At 38.9% G+C, this 20,005-nt stretch carries 22 protein-coding genes and 1 other RNA gene; 22 read left to right on the forward strand and 1 reads right to left on the reverse strand.

The features are described 5' to 3' along the window. Positions 1 to 570, reverse strand: coding sequence for a biotin transporter BioY (locus tag HFP47_RS00130; RefSeq protein ID WP_096638892.1), 570 nt, complete (start codon positions 568 to 570; stop codon positions 1 to 3). Between the two features lie 171 nt (positions 571 to 741). On the opposite strand from HFP47_RS00130, the gene HFP47_RS10450 reads away from it, so the two are divergent. The 22 genes from HFP47_RS10450 to HFP47_RS00240 all read left to right on the forward strand — a co-directional run bounded on the left by HFP47_RS10450 (position 742) and on the right by HFP47_RS00240 (position 19,727). Continuing rightward, on the forward strand, positions 742 to 885 hold the full coding sequence (locus HFP47_RS10450; protein WP_223316403.1) for a hypothetical protein: 144 nt from the start codon (positions 742 to 744) through the stop codon (positions 883 to 885). A 130-nt stretch (positions 886 to 1,015) separates the two neighbouring features. Next, positions 1,016 to 1,168 (forward strand): hypothetical protein, encoded by a 153-nt coding sequence (locus HFP47_RS00140; RefSeq protein ID WP_179875893.1) that lies wholly within the window; start codon positions 1,016 to 1,018, stop codon positions 1,166 to 1,168. After that, positions 1,158 to 1,835, forward strand: a complete 678-nt coding sequence (gene bioD, locus HFP47_RS00145; protein ID WP_042251247.1) for a dethiobiotin synthase — start codon at positions 1,158 to 1,160, stop codon at positions 1,833 to 1,835. Before HFP47_RS00140 ends, bioD begins: the two co-directional genes overlap by 11 nt. Before the next feature lie 197 nt (positions 1,836 to 2,032). After that, positions 2,033 to 3,052 (forward strand): type I glyceraldehyde-3-phosphate dehydrogenase, encoded by a 1,020-nt coding sequence (gene gap / locus HFP47_RS00150; protein WP_146957100.1) that lies wholly within the window; start codon positions 2,033 to 2,035, stop codon positions 3,050 to 3,052. 203 nt (positions 3,053 to 3,255) lie between these two features. Continuing rightward, the gene (locus tag HFP47_RS00155) at positions 3,256 to 4,065 is read left to right on the forward strand and encodes a metallophosphoesterase (RefSeq protein ID WP_011679188.1); all 810 of its coding nucleotides are present in this window, start codon (positions 3,256 to 3,258) and stop codon (positions 4,063 to 4,065) included. A gap of 136 nt (positions 4,066 to 4,201) precedes the next feature. Next, positions 4,202 to 4,648 carry a 3-hydroxyacyl-ACP dehydratase FabZ gene (gene fabZ, locus HFP47_RS00160; RefSeq protein WP_014324248.1) on the forward strand — a complete coding sequence of 149 codons (447 nt, stop codon included), beginning with the start codon at positions 4,202 to 4,204 and terminating at the stop codon, positions 4,646 to 4,648. After that, positions 4,641 to 5,099 (forward strand): MarR family winged helix-turn-helix transcriptional regulator, encoded by a 459-nt coding sequence (locus tag HFP47_RS00165; protein WP_011679190.1) that lies wholly within the window; start codon positions 4,641 to 4,643, stop codon positions 5,097 to 5,099. Before fabZ (HFP47_RS00160) ends, HFP47_RS00165 begins: the two co-directional genes overlap by 8 nt. An 11-nt stretch (positions 5,100 to 5,110) precedes the next feature. After that, the gene (locus tag HFP47_RS00170; RefSeq protein WP_179875894.1) at positions 5,111 to 6,082 is read left to right on the forward strand and encodes a beta-ketoacyl-ACP synthase III; all 972 of its coding nucleotides are present in this window, start codon (positions 5,111 to 5,113) and stop codon (positions 6,080 to 6,082) included. 75 nt (positions 6,083 to 6,157) lie between these two features. Next, entirely contained in the window at positions 6,158 to 6,397 is a 240-nt protein-coding gene (locus tag HFP47_RS00175; RefSeq protein WP_002815886.1) for an acyl carrier protein, read from the forward strand. Between the two features lie 50 nt (positions 6,398 to 6,447). Then, on the forward strand, positions 6,448 to 7,413 hold the full coding sequence (locus HFP47_RS00180; protein ID WP_002815884.1) for a nitronate monooxygenase: 966 nt from the start codon (positions 6,448 to 6,450) through the stop codon (positions 7,411 to 7,413). A 57-nt stretch (positions 7,414 to 7,470) separates the two neighbouring features. Next, positions 7,471 to 8,409: an ACP S-malonyltransferase gene (locus tag HFP47_RS00185; protein WP_011679192.1), complete on the forward strand. Its 939-nt coding sequence runs from the start codon at positions 7,471 to 7,473 to the stop codon at positions 8,407 to 8,409. A gap of 1 nt (position 8,410) precedes the next feature. Next, positions 8,411 to 9,142: a beta-ketoacyl-ACP reductase gene (locus HFP47_RS00190; protein WP_042251239.1), complete on the forward strand. Its 732-nt coding sequence runs from the start codon at positions 8,411 to 8,413 to the stop codon at positions 9,140 to 9,142. A gap of 122 nt (positions 9,143 to 9,264) precedes the next feature. Next, a complete protein-coding gene (gene fabF, locus HFP47_RS00195; protein ID WP_042251238.1) occupies positions 9,265 to 10,527 on the forward strand; it encodes a beta-ketoacyl-ACP synthase II in 1,263 nt (420 codons plus the stop codon). A gap of 3 nt (positions 10,528 to 10,530) precedes the next feature. Then, the gene (accB, locus tag HFP47_RS00200) at positions 10,531 to 10,989 is read left to right on the forward strand and encodes an acetyl-CoA carboxylase biotin carboxyl carrier protein (protein ID WP_010286228.1); all 459 of its coding nucleotides are present in this window, start codon (positions 10,531 to 10,533) and stop codon (positions 10,987 to 10,989) included. A 79-nt stretch (positions 10,990 to 11,068) separates the two neighbouring features. Next, complete coding sequence (gene fabZ, locus HFP47_RS00205) at positions 11,069 to 11,500, forward strand: 3-hydroxyacyl-ACP dehydratase FabZ (protein WP_014324251.1); 432 nt, start codon at positions 11,069 to 11,071, stop codon at positions 11,498 to 11,500. Position 11,501: 1 nt separating this feature from the next. Beyond that, complete coding sequence (accC, locus tag HFP47_RS00210) at positions 11,502 to 12,878, forward strand: acetyl-CoA carboxylase biotin carboxylase subunit (RefSeq protein ID WP_014324252.1); 1,377 nt, start codon at positions 11,502 to 11,504, stop codon at positions 12,876 to 12,878. Positions 12,879 to 12,934: 56 nt separating this feature from the next. Continuing rightward, positions 12,935 to 13,777 (forward strand): acetyl-CoA carboxylase carboxyltransferase subunit beta, encoded by an 843-nt coding sequence (locus HFP47_RS00215; RefSeq protein WP_179875895.1) that lies wholly within the window; start codon positions 12,935 to 12,937, stop codon positions 13,775 to 13,777. Further along, on the forward strand, positions 13,778 to 14,581 hold the full coding sequence (gene accA, locus HFP47_RS00220) for a carboxyltransferase subunit alpha (RefSeq protein ID WP_042251225.1): 804 nt from the start codon (positions 13,778 to 13,780) through the stop codon (positions 14,579 to 14,581). It begins immediately after the preceding gene. Between the two features lie 52 nt (positions 14,582 to 14,633). Continuing rightward, positions 14,634 to 14,991, forward strand: a transfer-messenger RNA (tmRNA) gene (gene ssrA / locus HFP47_RS00225). An 86-nt stretch (positions 14,992 to 15,077) separates the two neighbouring features. Next, positions 15,078 to 15,578 (forward strand): MepB family protein, encoded by a 501-nt coding sequence (locus tag HFP47_RS00230; protein WP_011679198.1) that lies wholly within the window; start codon positions 15,078 to 15,080, stop codon positions 15,576 to 15,578. Positions 15,579 to 15,894: 316 nt separating this feature from the next. After that, complete coding sequence (locus HFP47_RS00235; protein ID WP_179875896.1) at positions 15,895 to 18,579, forward strand: valine--tRNA ligase; 2,685 nt, start codon at positions 15,895 to 15,897, stop codon at positions 18,577 to 18,579. A gap of 179 nt (positions 18,580 to 18,758) precedes the next feature. Then, positions 18,759 to 19,727, forward strand: coding sequence for a beta-ketoacyl-ACP synthase III (locus tag HFP47_RS00240; protein ID WP_050894821.1), 969 nt, complete (start codon positions 18,759 to 18,761; stop codon positions 19,725 to 19,727). Positions 19,728 to 20,005 lie beyond the last annotated feature (278 nt).

Genomic DNA, 20,005 nt, shown 5'->3' on the forward strand with positions numbered 1-20,005 from the left:
TTAGTGGATTCTTTTGATAATTTGTAACTCTACTAAGGTTACAAAAAAGATTAAACCAACATCAATTAAAAAATCAAGTAAACTGGTAAAACCTAGTATACCAGTGACGTTAATTATGTTACCTATGTAAAATTTAATAATAAAACACTTGTATGCAAAACCAATTAAATGAACCATAATTAAGCAGAGATAGTTACTGACCAAGGTATTCAAAAATTGGTGATGGCTAAATAGTTTGTTGCTCTTTCTAATGATAGCAGCCAAAAATGGCATTAGTGTAAAAGCGATTAAGAAACCAAACGTTGTCTTGAATATATAGCCTAGTCCGCCACCAGATGCAAATATGGGTAAACCGAGTAATCCGGAAACAAGGTAAAGCACTGTCAACCAAGAACCATACTTGGCACCGAGAATCGGATAAACTAAAAAGATAAAAGCCGTTTGTAGCGAAATGTAGTCGTAAAAAGGAATCGGAATAGCTACTTTGGCAGAAAGCACCAATAGAGCAAAGTAAATACCTATTTTACAGATAGTTTGTGCACTAACGCTAACGTTCGTCTGTTGATACATAATATATAATCCTCTCAATATTAGATGTTACCCTTTTTTATTAAAATGGATAACAAAAACAATTTACTATAAATGCATTTCTTTGTCAAATATGTTACCCTTTGTATATGATTTGGTTAACAAAAATCTGGAGGAAAGCATGCATTATAAGAAACGTAGTCAAGAAGTACTATGGTTGCTATTCACGCAAATGAAAACGTTGTTCCTGGTATTTTGGCTGCTGGGAAGATGTTGACGGGAGGATACTTACCATTAGCCATCACTATGATATCTGAAGCGATCTATCAAGTTTTTTTGATGATTACGATGAAATAACATTGTTTCGCGGTCATTCTTATACGGGTAATCAATTAGGTTGTGCTGAGGCATTGAATTGGTTAGAAATAAAGAGAAGCGACAACCTTTTGACCCTGATTTAAGAGCAGTTTGGTGAGCAACATTAACCATGCGAAAACTTGGCTTGCTCACAAGACCATTGGGGGACACAATTGCATTCTTGCCGCCATTGATTGCAACAAAAGAAGAAATAGAGCAAATAATTGTCATAATTAAAGAAGGCATTCAAACTGTCATGGAAGAAATGAATCATGAAGAATAAGGGCTATTTTATTACAGGAACTGATACGGAAATTGGTAAAACCTTTGTAACGGCCAGGTTGGCACGTTATTTCAATAAGCACAATCAAGATATTGGTGTCTTTAAGCCATTGATGAGTGGTACACGTAGAGAAAACCCTTGTAGCGATGCCTATATTTTAAAATCCGGTGCAAAGGTTTTGGATGGTTTAGAAGAAATTAACCCTTTTCAATGGGATGAAGCGCTCGCACCAGCCTTAGCTCAAAAGCGTGCAAAAACAGACTATTCATTAGATGATGTACTGAAAAAATATAATGTATTAGCTCAGAAACACAAGGGCATGTTGGTTGAAGGAGCAGGCGGCATTACAGTACCATACGGCGATGATTTTACCGTCACGGATTTAGCGTGTGCGTTGAATTTACCGTTGATTATTGTGGCACCAAACAAACTAGGTGTGATTAATCATATTATATTAACCATTGAATTTGCTAAAAATCATGATTTAACAATAGCGGGGATAATTTTTAATGGTGTCAAGCACAAAGGTGTGGTAGAAGATACGAATTTAACACTATTAAAAGAGATGACTGATGTACCAATAATTGGTGAATTACCATGGATCACCACTCAGATAAACGCAGAATTACCTTTGGAAAAGTACTTGGATATAAATCTGTTAATGTGATTTATTGATCATAATGGATAATCAGATTAAATAACAAATAATACTATAAATTTTGAGATTAATGAGAGTACTATCTGCACTCATGTTAAGAAAAAAACAAAATGTTATATTAAGCAGCTACATTCGCTCAAAACTGCACTTTGTGCTATAATAATGGTGTTGACTAAAGTCAAAAATTTTTGGAGGATCTAAAACACATGACTGTTAAGATTGGTATTAACGGATTTGGACGTATTGGTCGTTTGGCCTTCCGTCGTATTCTTGAGTTGTCAGACAAGGCTTCAGATATTGAAGTTGTTGCCATCAACGATTTGACAAGCCCAGATATGTTGGCATACTTGCTCAAGTATGACTCAATTCACGGTACTTTGAACGCTGAAGTTTCATCTGACGACACAGGTATTATTGTTAACGGTAAGCACTATGCTGTTTACTCAGAACGTAACGCTGCTGACTTGAAGTGGGTTGCTAACGATGGTGTTGATTACGTATTGGAAGCTACTGGTTTCTATACATCAGCAGAAAAGTCACAAGCTCACTTGGATGCAGGCGCTAAGAAGGTATTGGTTTCAGCTCCAGCCGGTGCAGTTCCTACAGTTGTCTACGGTGTTAACCAAGACATCTTGACTGCAGATGACAAGATTGTTTCTGCTGGTTCATGCACAACGCAATCATTGGCTCCAATCGCTAACGTATTGGAACAAGAATTCGGTGTTAAGACTGGCTTGATGTTGACAGTCCACGCTTACACAGCTTCACAAAGCTTGCAAGATGGTCCTAAGTCAGCTAAGTTTGCAAAGCGTCAAGCTAATCGTGACGCAGCTTCAAACTCATTGCCACATTCATCTGGTGCCGCAAAGGCAATCGGAATGGTTGTTCCTTCATTGGATGGTAAGTTGACTGGTTCAGCTATCCGTGTTCCTGTTCCTGATGGTTCAATTACGGAATTAACTGCAGTCTTGAAGAAGGACGTTACAGTTGAAGAAGTTAATGCAGCTATGAAGAAGTACGAATCAGATTCATTTGGTTACAATGGTGACGGATTGGTATCTACTGATATCATCAACGACACACATGGTACTGTCTTCGATCCAACACAAACTGAAGTTGTTGCTGGTGAAGGACAACAATTGGTTAAAGTTGCTGCATGGTATGACAACGAATACGGTTTCACTTCAAACATGATCCGTACATTGTTGCACTTCGCTACTTTGTAAGATAGATTATTCTGTTTTACCTGTTAGTGTACTAAATCATAATATTAGAAAACACACTTCGGTGTGTTTTTTTATTGTAAGGTATTCTATTATGTATATTTTTTGAAAAGAGGCAAGCAAATCTTAAACAAATGGCTACTTGTAGGTACTTATAGTAAAAAATATGATATACTTTATTCAAATATCGAACAGGAGTTCTATTTGTGAAAGTTGCATTTTCATCTGATAATCATTTTGATTTAAATAAAATTAATGTTGAACGCGCTATGCGGGCACAAGCGCTCTATTTGTTGAACAAAAATGTGAACGTTTACGTTATTGCTGGCGATTTGTTTAATGACTTTAAGCAATCCTTAGCATTTGCGCGTAATATGCAAGACTTAGTAAAAAACAAATTAACCATTCGTTTTTTGGCTGGGAATCATGATATGGGTAAAAATGTTACATATGAAGAACTTGAAAGTGATATCGACGAGTTATATTTTCATAACAAGTACATTGACTTAACTGATGATATCCGACTTATTGGCAACAATGGTTGGTATGATTATAGTTTCGTCGGTAATGATTATACAGAAGAAGAAATTCAATCGTTTAAAAATAGCTATTGGTATGACCGACGCATTAAGCAACCAATAACTGATAAAGAACGTTTTGATATTAACCTAAAACAAATTAAGGATCAGCTCTTGGCTGCGGGCAACAAACAGACTATAGTTGTGAGCCATTTTGTGCCACGTGAAGACTATATTAAACGTTTTCCAAATGGGAACACACGATTGGATATAGCAAATGCGTTCCTTGGCAGTTCGAAAATTGGTCAAGCTGTCGATCAATCATATACCATTGCAACAATTACAGGGCATTTGCATTTACATCCCGCACCGTTAAAGTTCGGTAACAATGTTTATTATAATGCTGCTGTGGGTTATAGTACTGAACGTGTTCACGAATGGTCAAGTGATGATTTTCTAACAGAATGGCAAAAAAGACTAGTTGTACTTGAATTTTAAAACACCGGATAGGTGTTTTTTATTTCTTAAGGAAACACTATGATTTTAGAATACTTTGACAATCGAAATAAATTATGATAATATTTTGACTATCAGATATTTCGATTATCAAAGTATTTTAAAAAAGGAATCAATTATGCCAGTTCTTACAACAACAGAAATTATGGATTTAATTCCCAATCGTTATCCTATTCTTTATATGGATTACGTGGAAGAAATGGTCCCAGATGAATCAATAGTCGCTGTCAAAAATGTGACCATTAACGAACAGTTTTTCCAAGGTCACTTCCCTGGAAATCCAGTGATGCCAGGTGTTTTAATCATTGAATCACTAGCCCAAGCAGCATCAATTTTGATTTTGTCATCACCGCAATTTCAAGGTAAGACAGCTTACATGACAGGAATTGATAACGCTAAATTTAAGAGAATGGTTAAACCAGGCGATGTATTGAAGTTACATGTCACATTTGGTAAGCTACGTGCTAACATGGGCAGTGTGTTAGTTGAAGCCAAAGTCGATGGTAAAACAGCTACATCAGCCGAGTTGATGTTCGTTGTGGCGCCAGATGAAAAAGATGAATGAAGCAATTACAACTGATTTTGAACAAATAAATACTGAACTGGTTGGTGTATTTAATAATGTCATGTGGATAGAAGAAGCTGCTTTAAAACGCAGTTACTTCTCTGATATAACCTTAAAAGACATGCACACCATTGAAGCTATTTCAATGTATGATGAAAAAAGTGCTTCACAGGTCGCAAAAATTATTCATTTGACACCAAGTTCTATGACAGCAGCCATTGATAAATTGGTTGAAAAGGGTTATGTTGAGCGACGTCGTTCCAGTAAAGACAGGCGTGTGGTACGATTAGGCTTAACGCATAAGGGGCGTGTCGTTTATCGCGCTCATCAAGAATTCCACAGGGATTTAACGCACAATCTGGTAAAAAATATGTCACCAAACGACGTGAGCGTTGTCAAACAAGCGATCCATAATTTGGTTAGCTATTTAGCACAGATAATTAATCATTAAAGAGGGGAATTATGGAACAATTGAAAATCGTTGCTTCAGCACGTCAAATTCCAGATCGACAAGTGACGAATCAAGAGCTCAGCACAATGATGGAAACTGATGATGAATGGATCTATACTCGGACAGGTATTCATCAGCGTAATGTCGTGACAACGGAAAACACTAGTGATTTAGCCAGTGAAGTGGCAAAGAAAATATTGGTGAAAAGTGGTGTTTCACCAGACAGTATTGACTTTATCATTGTTAGCACGATGTCACCAGACAGCCTATCACCAAGCACGGCAGCAATTGTCCAGGCTAACATTGGTGCCACTAATGCATTCGCATTCGACTTAAGCGCAGCTTGTTCTGGTTTTGTTTATGGATTGAGTGTCGCCTCGAGTCTGTTAATGTCACGCTATCAACGTGGATTGATTATTGGTGCAGAAGTGTTATCGAAATTAGTTGATTGGAAAGATCGAACTACGGCAGTTTTGTTTGGTGATGGAGCTGCAGGGGTACTTGTGGAACGAACACAGGATAATGTTGGACTTTTAGGTGAAGAACTTAGGACTTTTGGTGAAAAGGGTGACAATTTAGTAGCTGGTAGGTTTGCGAATACAAACCCATTTTCGGAAAATATTAGCCCGTTAGACCCTTATTTTCATCAAAATGGTCGGGAAGTATACAGCTTTGCAACTCGTGAGGTTCCCGAAGCACTCCAAGCAGCCTTAGAGACAGCTCAAGTTACGGCTGAAGATGTTGATTATTATCTATTACATCAGGCAAACGCACGTATTGTATCTTCCATTGCTAAACGGTTTGGGCAGCCCGTATCTAAGTTCCCAACCAACATGGCTTTAAATGGTAACACTAGTGCAGCAAGTATCGGTATTTTATTAGATGAATTGATAGAGTCTAATACAATTCATGCTGGTCAAACGATTGCCTTTGCTGGTTTTGGTGGTGGTTTAACTGTCGGCGCACAAATTTGGAAAATTTAAATCTATCGGTGTAGTCGGCTGCACCGCAAAAATCTAACGAAAATACATAAAACGGATTTTAGGAGAAAAACACTCATGACAGACGCAGAAATTTTTGACAAGACAAAAGAAATTTTGGTTGATCAATTTGATTTAGAAGAAGATGAAGTTTCATTAACAACCGATTTAACAAATGATATTGACGCTGATTCATTGGACTTGTTTGAAGTTTTGAACCGTGTTGAAGATGATTTTGATATTAAGTTGGCTGTTGCTGAAGATATCAAGACTGTTCAAGATTTGGTTGATAAGATTAAAGAACAATTAGCAGCGTAATTTAGGTGACATTTTGTCACGTACATAACATAATTTTTAAGGATGAGAACATGACAGTTAAAACAATGAACCCTATTTTTGAAAAATTAGGCATGAAATACCCAATTGTTGAAGGTGGGATGACATGGGCTGGAACAGGTGCGTTGGCAGCTGCTATTTCAGAGGCTGGTGGACTTGGCTTTATCGGCACAGGTTATTGGCATGGTGATGACGTTCGTAAAGAAATCAGACGTGCAAAAGCTCTGACAGATAAGCCTTTTGGCGTTAACGTAATGTTATTAAGTCGTCATATTAGAGAAGTTTTTGATGTCATTATCGAAGAAAAAGTTGCTGTAGTTGCAACTGGAGCAGGAGACCCATCGCCATTTTTGGATGAGTTACATGCTGCTGGTATTATAGTAATGCCTGTCGTTCCCTCAGTTTCATTAGCACGTATGATGGAAAAAAAAGGGGTTGACGCGGTTATTGCTGAAGGTATGGAATCAGGTGGGCATATTGGTATGCTGACTACGATGACATTAGTACCGCAAGTAGCCGATGCCGTTAATATTCCAGTAATTGCTGCTGGTGGTATTGGTGATGGACGTGGTGTTGCCGCTGCGTTTATGCTTGGTGCGGCTGGTGCACAAATGGGTACAAGGTTTCTGACAGCTACTGAATCAGAAGTTCACCCTAACTTTAAGTCAAAAATACTTAAAGCTAAAGATATTGACACTATCGTTACGGGTAATTTGCTTGGTAATCGTGCCCGTGTTTTGAAAAATAAAATGGCAAAGTCATTTGTTAAAAATGAAGTAAACGAATTACAAAAAGAAAAGCCAGACGCTGCAGCCATTGAAAAACTTGAATCTGGTACACTACGTCGTGCTGTTCAAGAAGGTGATAAAGAAGGCGGTGCATTCATGGCCGGTCAAATTTCTGGTTTGATTAAGGATGAGAAGCCTGCAGCTGATATCTTGTCCGACATTTGGGCGCAAGCTACCGATTTAATGGGTATTGAAAACACAACATTGTAAGTAAAGAATCCGATTGGTTTCGGTTTCATTGTTTATATATAGTATATGGGGTTTAACATGAAAATTGGATTATTGTTCAGCGGGCAAGGCGCACAGCAAGCCGGCATGGGCACAGATTTATATGAAGCACTTCCTGAATATAAATCAACAATCGATCGAGCTTCTGAAGTTTTAGGATATGATTTATCTGACGTGATGAAGAATGCTGATAAAATTGCACAAACGCAATATGCACAACCTGCTATCTTATCTATGAGTAATGCCATTGTGAATGCTTTGGGTAGTGCTTTGCAACAGCCAGTTGCAGCTCTAGGATTGAGTTTAGGCGAGTATTCGGCGTTGACTGCAGCTGGGGCCATGAACTTTGAACAAGCTGTTGCTATTATCAAAGATCGTGGGCGATATATGCAAACGGTTGGAGACGCAAATCCTGGTAAGATGGCGGCAATAATGGGCGAAGATCAAAAGCTCATTGAAGCTGTTTTAGCTCAATTGCAGGCCAAAGGAAAGCAAGTTTTCCCAGCAAACTATAATACGTTTGCTCAACTGGTCATTGGCGGAATTGCTGCTGATGTTGACGAGGCAAAAGCGACATTAACAGCGGCTGGCATCAAACGTACGATTGATTTGCCAGTCTCTGGTGCATTTCACACCCCATTATTGAAAGACGCTGCTGTTCAGTTATCTGAACGGTTGGCAACTGAAGCATTTACAGATGTGAATTATCCTGTTTATTCCAATACAACAAGTGAACCGTTTATTATCGCGGATCTCCATGAAACGTTGACTAAACAAATTGTATCGCCAACATATTTCGCGCAAGCGATGAAAAAAATGTTAGATGCAGGTGTTGATACATTTATTGAAGTTGGTCCTTCGGATACATTGATTAAGTTTGCTAAAAAAATTGCTCCCAAGGATGTGAAACGATACGCTATTAAAGACTTAAAAAGCTTTAATGAAGTAAAAGAATTGCTCACAGCAGAAGAGGTATAACATGGCAGATTTTACAGATAAAACTGTTTTAGTAACAGGCTCATCACGTGGTATAGGACTTGCAATTGCAAAGGCATTTGATGCTGCAGGAGCAAACGTCATTTTACATGCACGTTCAGAAATTAGTCCTGAAACTTTAACAGAGTTTAAGTCAGAACCAAAAACATTACAGTTTGATATTGCTGATGCAGAAGCAGCAGAAGACAGTTTGAAAGTATTATACAAGCAAGAAAACTTTTCAGGTATTGACATATTAATCAACAATGCCGGTATTACAAAGGATCAGCTAACTATTGCAATGACACCAGCAGATTTTGCACAGGTTGTTAACGTAAACTTAAACGGTACTTTTAATGTGACACAACCTGTATTTAAAAAGATGATTCGACAAAAGCATGGGGCGATTATTAATCTAGCCTCTGTTGTTGGATTAATGGGTAACATGGGTCAAGCGAATTATTCTGCATCAAAAGCTGGTCTGGTCGGCTTGACAAAGACTCTAGCTAAAGAAGGTGCACGTCGCCACATCCGAGTAAATGCGATTGCCCCTGGTATGATTGTTTCAGATATGACTGGTGCTTTGCCAGAAAAGACACAGGAAGAGATTCTAAAAAATATTCCATTATCTCGTTTTGGTGAAGCTTCGGAAATTGCAGATGTAGCATTATTCTTGGCAGGTAATGATTATATTACCGGTCAAACAATCACAGTTGATGGTGGGTTATACATTTAACGCACAATTTATTGATGTGAGGCACTGAGAACATAAAGAAAGGAAATGCGTCCTCGGCCATTTGATTTAAATTCATTAGTATAATGTCTTTTTAATCAGTGTCCGTCCACGCTCTTAATATTATGACACGCGTAGTAATTACAGGACTTGGCGCAGTAACGCCATTAGGAAACGATACACAGTCTTTCTTGGACGGTATTTTCAATGAAAAAATTGGTATTAAACCAATTACAAAATTTGACGCATCAGAGACGGGAATCACTGTGGCAGGACAGGTTGATGGTTTTGATCCCGCAGCTCGCGTTGGTAAGCGTGATGCACGTAAGATGGATTTGTTTTCACAGTATGCGGTTGATGCTGCAGATCAGGCTTTGACTAATGCTGGATTAAAGGCAGAAGAAGGTGCTGAAGCACCAACCACTGTTGCTGATTCTACTCGATTCGGTGTAATTTTAGGTAATGGTATTGGTGGGTTGACTACTATACAAGATCAAGTAATCAAGATGCATGATAAAGGACCACAACGTGTTAGCCCATTGTTTGTGCCTGAATCAATTCCCAACATGGTATCAGGAAATGTTTCGTTACGTTTTGGTGCAAAGGGTATTAATTCAACAATTGTTACGGCTTGTGCTTCAGCAACAAATGCGATTGGGGAAGCGTTCTGGCGTATTCAATCTGGTAAAGCCGATGTCATGTTAACTGGTGGTTCAGAAGCAACGGTTAACGAAATTGGTATTGCTGGTTTCGCAGCCTTGACTGCGTTATCAAAGGAAGAAGATCCAACACAAGCTTCAAAGCCTTTTGATAAGAATCGTCATGGATTTGTTTTGGGTGAAGGTTCAGGAATTTTGGTTATTGAAAGTCTAGAACATGCTCAAGCACGTGGTGCTCATATTCTTGCGGAATTAGTTGGTTATGGTGCATCATCTGATGCATATCACATGACGTCACCATCCCCAGATGGTGAAGGTGCTGCACGCGCAATTCGCGATGCATTAAATGACGCTAATTTGGAAGCCAATCAAATTTCATATATCAATGCTCACGGAACAGCAACAGGAGCAAATGATTCGGGTGAAGCACATGCTATTGCCACTGTGTTTGGAGAAAATACAGTACCTGTTTCTTCAACAAAGGGAATGACAGGTCATTTGCTTGGTGCTGCTGGTGCCATAGAAGCTTTGATTTCTGTAGGTTCTTTGACACGTGGTGAATTACCAGTAAACGTCGGTCTTGATGAACAGGACGAGGACACTAAGGTAGTTAATTTAGTTGATCAAGAAAACAAGCATCAAGCACCTGAGTATGTAATGAGTGCTAATTATGGTTTTGGTGGTCACAACGCTGTCATCGTATTTAAGAAATGGCATGAAGGAGTGTAATTGATGAGTTTAAATATTGAGGAAATTCGTGGATTAATTGCTGATTTAGAGAACAGTTCTTTACGCGAATTCAAAGTTGTTGATGGCGAATTCAGTTTGCATTTATCAAAGAACAAAAATGAAGCAGTCGTGAACGCGCCAGTTCAAACTCCAGTTGTTGCTCCTGCCGCTGTTACATCAGATCAAGCTCAAGTAGCTGCAGAACCTGAAACGCTTAAAACAGGAACTGAAATTGTTGCTCCTATGGTTGGAACAGTATATTTGCAACCAAAACCTGATGCACCAATGTTCAAACAAGTTGGTGATAAGGTCTCAGTGGGAGAAACAGTTGCTGTGATTGAAGCGATGAAATTAATGACAGAAATTCATAGTGAAGTCAGTGGAACAGTAGCCGAAATACTAGTTGCTAACGAAGAAGTAGTAGACTACAATAAGCCACTCTATAGAATAACAACAGATTAAATGTAATTTTAAGGTTTGTATCGGTATGAAATATAAATATCATACAAACGTACATAATACATACTACGAAGGAGCCAAAATGTCGATTCTAAACACACAACAAATCCAAGAAATATTACCTCACCGTTATCCAATGCTTATGCTAGATACAGTGGAAGAATTAGTACCAGGTGAGAGAGCAGTAGCAATTAAAAATATCAGTGTCAATGAAGAAATTTTCCAAGGCCATTTCCCTGGGAATCCAACTTTCCCGGGTGCTTTGACTGTCGAGGCATTAGCTCAAACTGGTGCGGTTGCACTGTTATCTATGCCTGAATTTAAGGGTAAAACGGCTTACTTCGGGGGCATTAAAAAGGCTCGTTATCGTAGAATGGTTCGTCCAGGAGATCAACTACGTTTAGAAGTTACTTTGGATCGTTTGCGCGGACCAATTGGTACTGGCAAAGGTATTGTTTGGGTTGGTGACAAAAAAGCGACAACAGCAGAATTGACGTTTATTATTGGAGACTAAAATGTTCAAAAAGGTTCTAGTGGCAAATCGCGGTGAAATCGCGGTGCGTATTATTCGGACATTGAGAGAAATGGGTATTGCATCAGTTGCTGTTTATTCAACAGCTGACAAAGATAGCTTGCACGTTCAAATTGCTGATGAAGCAATCGCAGTTGGTGGTGTTAAGCCAACAGATTCATATTTGAATATGAAAAACATTCTGAGTGCGGCACTATTAACAGGTTCTGAAGCTATTCACCCAGGATACGGCTTTCTGTCAGAAAATGCTCTATTTGCTGAAATGGTTGGCGAAGTAGGAATTAAATGGATTGGCCCACGTCCAGACACAATTGAATTAATGGGTAACAAAGCTAATGCACGTGAAGAAATGCGTCAAGCAGGTGTTCCGGTTATTCCTGGATCTGACGGTTTCATCCGTGACTTTTCCGAAGCTAAGGTTGTTGCTGATCGTATCGGATATCCTTTGTTGCTAAAAGCTGCTGCTGGTGGTGGTGGAAAAGGCATGCGTTTTGTTTATAGCGAAGATGAATTGAGCGACAAATTTGATGATGCCCAAAATGAAGCGCGCCTGTCTGTTGGTGATGATCAAATGTACATTGAAAAAGTGATGGAACATGTCCGACACATTGAAATGCAGCTTTTGAGAGATGAAAATGGTCATGTTGTCTATCTACCAGAACGTGATTGCTCATTACAGCGTAAAAATCAAAAGGTGTTGGAAGAGTCACCTGCTGTAGGTGTAACGCCTGAGATGCGTGCTTATTTAGGTGGTATTGTAACAAAAGCTGCGCAAGCGATCAGGTATGAGAACACTGGAACAATTGAATTTTTGCAAGACCATGAGGGCAATTTTTACTTCATGGAAATGAATACTCGTATCCAGGTTGAACACCCAGTCACTGAAATGGTAACCAATTTAGATTTAATTAGATTACAAATAGAAGTCGCTGCAGGGCAAGATTTACCTATAACACAGGACGATATTCAAGTTAATGGTCATTCCATCGAAGTACGCTTGACGGCCGAAAGACCTGAAAGTAATTTTGCACCAAGTGCAGGCACAGTTGATCTTGTATTTTTACCTACCGGAGGACCCGGTGTTCGAATTGATTCCGCACTATTTGTGGGCGATAAAGTCCAACCATTTTACGATTCAATGATTGGTAAATTAGTGGCGAAGGCAGATACTCGTGAACAAGCGGTTCAAAAAATTCATCGCATTGTTGATGAAACTGTTGTGCATGGCATTTCTACAAGTTTAAATTTCCAAAAAGCTTTATTGGAAGATCCACACGTGCAGCGTGGCGAATTTGATACACGCTATTTAGAAACTGAATTCTTACCACGGTGGACTGAGAGCTTATCAGAAGATGAATAATACAATGCCGCATGCGTTTGACGTGTGCGGTATTCTAGTAAATGGAGACATTTAATATGGACTTATACAACAATAAAAATAGCGATACATCAAAAATTAAAAGAGATGCTTCGGTTAATGATCGCATTCCTGATGGTCTTTTTCTAGCGTGCCCATACTGTGGTGCACAAATGTACAATAAACAGCTTGGCAAATATCGTGTGTGTGCAAAGTGTAATTATGGTTTTCGTCTCCAAGCATGGGAACGTGTTGAATTATTGACTAAAAACTTTGAAGAAATGGATTCAGATATCCAAATGGATCATCCAGAGTTTCCAGGTTATGCAGAAAAACTAAAGCGGGCACAGTCACAAACTGAGTTGGCAGAATCTGTTTTGACTGGAACGGCTGACATTGAAGGGGAACAGGTGGCTTTAGGAATCATGGATTCCTACTTCATGATGGGGTCTTTGGGTTCAATGACAGGTGAAAAAATTACGCGCTTGTTTGAATACGCAACGGCTCATACGTTACCGGTTGTTTTGTTCACTGCATCAGGTGGCGCACGTATGCAAGAAGGAATTGATTCCTTAATGCAGATGGCCAAGGTTTCAGCAGCTGTTGCAGCCCACCAGGAAGCTAAGTTATTGTACCTAGTTGTGCTAACTGATCCTACAACTGGCGGAGTAACTGCAAGTTTTGCTATGCAAGGGGATGTTACTTTAGCTGAACCACACGCGCTTGTTGGTTTTGCTGGGGCAAGAGTGATTGAATCAACAATACATGAAAAACTACCAAAAGACTTTCAACGGGTAGAGACATTATTGGAAAATGGTTTTTTAGATCAAATTGTACATCGATCAGAATTAGCTCAACTGATTGCCAAAATTGTTAGATTACATACAGCGGAGGCCGAATAAATGCCTGATATTTTAAGTGGATTGAAATTATTTAAACGTGAATTAACGCCAGCGCAAGTGGTTAAAAAATCCCGTGAAGACCGTTTTATGGCGCGGGAAATCATTGATGGCATTTTTACAGACTTTGTCGAATTGCATGGGGATCGTCTCGGTGGTGACGATATGTCTATCATTGGTGGCATTGCATTTTTAGCAGACCGGCCTGTTACGGTGATTGTTGTTGACAAGGGTACAGATATTCATGACAAGTTGAGCAAACGTAATGGTTCGCCAGAGCCATGGGGCTACCGTAAAGCTCAACGTCTAATGCAACAAGCTAATCGATTTAATCGTCCAATTATCATGTTTGTTAACACACCAGGTGCTTTTCCAGGCAAAGAGGCTGAGGCGCAAGGGCAGGGTGAGGCAATTGCCAAATCAATCCTAGACTCAATGAAGTTAACCGTTCCAATGATTTCTATCATATATGGTGAGGCAGGCTCTGGTGGTGCACTTGCATTGGCCACGGCTGATCAAGTTTGGATGTTCCAAAATGCAACCTATTCGATACTATCACCAGAAGGATTTGCATCCATTCTTTGGAAAGATAGCAAACGTAGTGAAGAAGCAGCGGCTGTTATGGGACTAACTGCTAAAGATCTCTTGGAGAAAAATGTTATTGAGTATATTATTCCAGAGTCTCGTAATCATCCTCGAGTTTTCAACTTAATTCGGAAGCGGTTAAATGACGAGATACATACATTGAATCAATTAACACCAGATGAACTATTAACGAAGCGACGTAACCGCTTTAGAGCATTCTAATCCGATAAATATGTTATAATAAAGTCTCTCAGATAATGGGTAGATTTTAGACGGGTCTGTTTTTGGAATTCGACAGGTCGTTTAGAGCATTGATTGCGTTTCGCCATCCGGGCGCAAAACGGGCAGAAATTTTAACTGCAAAAAACGAAAACTCTTTCGCTATCGCTGCCTAAAAACCAGTGATGCGTAGCTTAATCTTGGTTGCTGGCGTCTGAGGTTAGGCCATAAAAGGCCAGATCGTACTGCTTCTCACATCTGGAAAAGCAGTATTAAATCAATCAGGTTAGTTATATTGAAGAGCCTTGAGCTATGGCAGACAATATAATGAACTACAAATAATAGCCCTATAAACGTAGATATTGGTGTATCGGGCGATTTGGACAGGGGTTCGACTCCCCTCAGATCCATTTAGCATTTCATGGCGTTGCATAAGGTTTCAAAAACCTTGATGTAGCGCTTTTTCTTATGAAAAACGTTGATTGTGAGGAAAAGTAAAATGGAGTCACTCAACTTAATTGAAGGCGTTGTTGCACGTATGTACCAATGTGACGTAACACGAGTATCAGAAGAATCACAAAATAACGAATATGAAGGGACAACTTTATTTGTTGGTAACAAAAGTCTTCGTATCCGTTTGGCGAAGAAAACACCTACTAAACAAGGATACTTTGTCGTGTTGTGGGAAAAAGACGACAGAGGTCAAAATAAACCATTTGATGCGTACAATAGTCCTGAGTTATTAGTGGTTTGTGTGATAGATAATCAGCAAAAGGGAGTCTTCATTTTTCCTAAAGTGTTACTGGTGCAACAGAAAATATTGAGTTCGCAGCAAACCAAAGGAAAAATGGCTTTCAGAGTTTATCCAGATTGGGTAGTTGAATTAAATAAAACTGCCCAGCAAACACAAACATGGCAGAAAAATTACTTTGTGGATTTGTCAACTGATCAAGTTGATGAAGATAGGTTTAAAAGATTGCTTTCTAAATCTAACTGTTGATTAAGATGCTATGAAATAAATACCAGTTATGCAGCGTCTTGAATATCTGCTTGACGAACTGTCTAATTTACGGTAACATTAAAATAATCTTAGAGGATTAAGCAAGCGCACGTCTAGAGAGTTGATGTTTAGTGGAAATCAATCGTGTTAATGCCCAAGGTTGCTGAGAATTATAATTAATCATATTAAATAAATAAGCGGTCGTTTAAAAACGACAAATTAGGTGGTACCACGGTAGAAAGATCGTCCTAATCTCTGTAATTTGAGATTAGGACGATCTTTTTTCGTGTTACGACTTAAAAGAAAGGAATTAACTATGCGTGATATTGATATGTCAACAAAGTATGATCCAACTTCTGTTGAAGCTGGCCGTTATGACAACTGGCAAAGCAAAAAGTTATTTGCACCCGAATCAAACAAAGAAATTCAAGGCAATGAGCCAGAACCTTATTCTATTGTCATTCCACCTCCTAACGTTACCGGAAAACTTCATTTAGGGCATGCATGGGATACGACATTACAAGACATGATCATTCGCCAAAAGCGGATGCAAGGGTTTGATACCTTGTGGTTGCCCGGAATGGATCACGCTGGTATTGCAACGCAGGCAAAAGTTGAACAAAGATTACGTGGTGAAGGTGTTTCACGTTACGATTTGGGTCGTGAAAAATTTGTTGAACAAGTATGGGACTGGAAAAACGAGTATGCTACTACCATCAAGCAACAATGGGGTAAGATGGGGCTGTCACTTGACTTTGACCGCGAGCGCTTTACGCTTGATGAAGGTCTGAATAAGGCTGTTAACAAGGTATTTATTGATCTATACAATAAAGGATTAATTTACCGTGGGGAATATATCATTAACTGGGACCCACAGGCAAGAACTGCCTTATCTGACATTGAAGTTATTTATCAAGATGATGCTGGCGCATTTTATCACGTTAAGTATCCATTTACAGATGGGACAACATTCGACGGAAAAGATTACATTGAAATTGCAACCACTCGTCCAGAAACAATGTTTGGGGATGTCGCTGTTGCGGTCCATCCTAGCGATGAACGATACAAAGATTTGATTGGTAAAAAGGTTTTGGTGCCATTAGTTGGTCGTGAAATTCCGATTATTGCAGATGAGTATGTAGAAAAAGATTTTGGTACTGGTATGGTGAAAATCACACCAGCCCATGATCCTAATGATTTCCAAGTGGGTAATCGTCACGATTTGGAACGCATTAATACGATGACTGAAGACGGTCATTTAAATGAATTTGCTGGTAAATACAATGGCATGGATCGTTTCGATGCTCGTAAAGCAATTGTTGCTGACCTTGAAGCTGGCGATTACATGCTAAAAGTAGACCCAATTGTTCATTCTGTTGGTCATTCAGAGCGTACAGGTGTTCAGGTTGAATCACGTCTATCAACGCAATGGTTTGTTAAAATGGAACCATTGGCTAAACAAATTTTAGACATGCAAAAGAATGACGATGAAAAGGTTGAATTTGTACCAGCACGTTTTGAAGATACATTTTCACGCTGGATGGAAAATATTCGTGACTGGGTTATTTCACGTCAATTGTGGTGGGGTCATCAAATTCCTGCTTGGTACAAAAATAAAGGAACAGATAAAGAAGAATTATATGTTGGTACTGAAGCACCAGCAGGTGACGGCTGGGAGCGTGATCCGGATGTTTTGGACACATGGTTTTCATCTGCTCTATGGCCATTTTCAACCATGGGTTGGCCAGAAAAGCTAGACGGTGACTTCGCCCGTTATTATCCAACAAATACATTAGTAACTGGCTATGATATTATTTTCTTCTGGGTAGCACGGATGATGTTCCAGGGGAAAGAATTTACTGGACAACGACCTTTTAAAAATGTCTTGATTCATGGTTTAATTCGTGATGGTGAAGGGCGTAAAATGTCAAAATCATTGGGTAATGGCGTTGACCCGATGGATGTTATTGAAAAATATGGTGCTGATGCATTACGCTGGTTCCTAGTAACGGGGTCAACTCCGGGACAAGATTTACGATTTACTTACGAAAAGATGGATTCGGCTTGGAACTTCATTAACAAAATTTGGAATGCGTCACGTTATGTTATTATGAATTTGGATGAAGATACACCATCTACGTTACCAGATATGAGTCAATTAACATTAGCTGATCAATGGATTTTGTCACGTTTGAATACAGTGGTTACGAATGTAACACGTAATTTTGACAAATTCGAGTTTGGTGAAGCAGGACGTGAGTTGTACAACTTCATTTGGTCTGATTTTGCCGATTGGTATATCGAAATGACCAAGGAAACTTTGAATGGTGATCAAGATAAGGCACCAGTTCAGCAAACATTGGCCTACGTATTGGATCAGACATTACGTCTATTACAACCAATCATGCCATTTGTTACTGAAGCTATTTGGCAGGAAATGCCAGCTCAAAATGGCAGCGAAGCCGATTTTGCCATTGTAAAATATCCGGTCGTGCACGAAGAGTTAAGCAATCCTGACGCAGAACAAGCCTTCAAATCGTTGCAGGATTTGATTGTAGCTGTTCGTAATATCCGAGCAGAAGCAAATGCACCAATGTCTACACCAATTGATTTAATGATTCAAACCACGGATGATAGTTTGAAGCACATTTTTGAAGCGAATGCTGATTACATTAATCGTTTTGCTCATCCTAAAACGTTAACAATCAGTGATGATGTGCAAGCTCCTAATTTGGCAATGTCACAAGTAATTTCAGGTGCTGAAATTTATGTTCCACTGGCTGAGCTGATTGACATTGACGAAGAAATAACACGCTTACAAACTGAAGTGAAAAAATTTGCTGGGGAAGTAAAACGAGCTGAAGGAAAACTAGGAAATGATAAGTTCGTTTCTGGGGCCCCTGAAGCGGTTGTTGCTGCGGAAAAAGAAAAATTAGCTGATTGGCAAGCCAAACTTAACGCAACAGAAGAAAGATTACAGACATTAAAAGCAAATCAATAGAAATTATAAAATCACTCTTAACAGGGTGATTTTATTTATTATTTGACAAGGTAATGAGCAATAGTTTTGTATGGTAAAAAAATCAAGTAGTGGACTTTTTTCTTAAATTCGATACAATAGTTAGAGTATAAAATAGCGTGTAATATATGGCAGTATGCAATTTTTTAAGGAGAGTTACAATGTCCGGAAGTAAAATACTCGCAAGTGCACATTATGTACCTAGAGACATCGTGACTAATAATGATTTAGCAAAAATCATAGATACCAGTGACGAGTGGATTCAGGCTCATACTGGTATCAAAACGCGACATATATCATTGCAAGGTGAAAATACGAGTGATTTAGCGACACGTGCCGCGGAGTCAGTATTGAGCCAAACTGATATTAAACCAGAAGATATTGATCTAATTATTGTAACAACATTTACCCCAGATGGATTGGCACCGTCAACGGCAGCATTAGTACAGCGCAATTTACATGCTGAAAATGCTTGGGCCTACGATATTGTAACAGCTTGCTCAGGGTTTGTTTTTGGATTGAGCACAGCTGACAAGTTTATTAAATCTGGTCAATATAAGAATGCATTAGTTATTTCTGCGGAAGTCAACTCCAAAATGATGGATTTCAAGGATCGCACCAGTACTGTCTTTTTTGGAGACGGTGCAGGAGCAGTGCTGATGACAGCTGATGATGCCGGTGTTGTGGAAGCTGAAAAAATGCACACAATCGGGAATGCCGATGTTGTACATTCAGGGCGAATAGCACCACTGACAAGTCTATCTGTGGATAACTATCCAAAAATAGATGCTTTTTCACAACAAGGACGTAATGTATTTGATGAAGTAACAACTATTGTTCCAGATCATATCCGCAATTTTTTGAGCGAACATAATTTATCAACTAGTGATATTGATTACTTTATACCCCATCAAGCAAATTTACGTTTGATCGAGTATATTGCAAATGATCTCGGCGAACCAATGACAAAGTTTTCAACAAACGTTGTTACGAATGGTAATACATCATCTGCTGGGATCGCTATTGGACTAGATGAATTAAATAAGTCAGTTAGCTTAAAAGGAAAACGGGTATTGCTAACTGGATTCGGTGCTGGCTTTACTTATGGCAGCATGCTTTTACAATTTTAAAGAAAACCTTAAGAGTTTTAGTTGGATTTAATAATATTGAAATGGTGAAAAATGCAAAATGAAGCGTACTTTTTCACCATTTTTATGTGGAATGAGTTCATTTTTAAATTATTAAAAGGTCTTAAAATACCTATGTATCAACGTTTATTCGAGTATGACATATTTCAGTAATATTGTTACAATATTGATATAGTCGCACAATACACACGTTACAACAAACGGATATACTAATTAATGTTATTAAGATTTGCTTAACAGTAAATCTAAAATTTAATTAT

Source organism: Leuconostoc sp. DB-1, assembly GCF_013414845.1.
Taxonomy (GTDB): Bacteria; Bacillota; Bacilli; order Lactobacillales; family Lactobacillaceae; genus Leuconostoc; species Leuconostoc mesenteroides.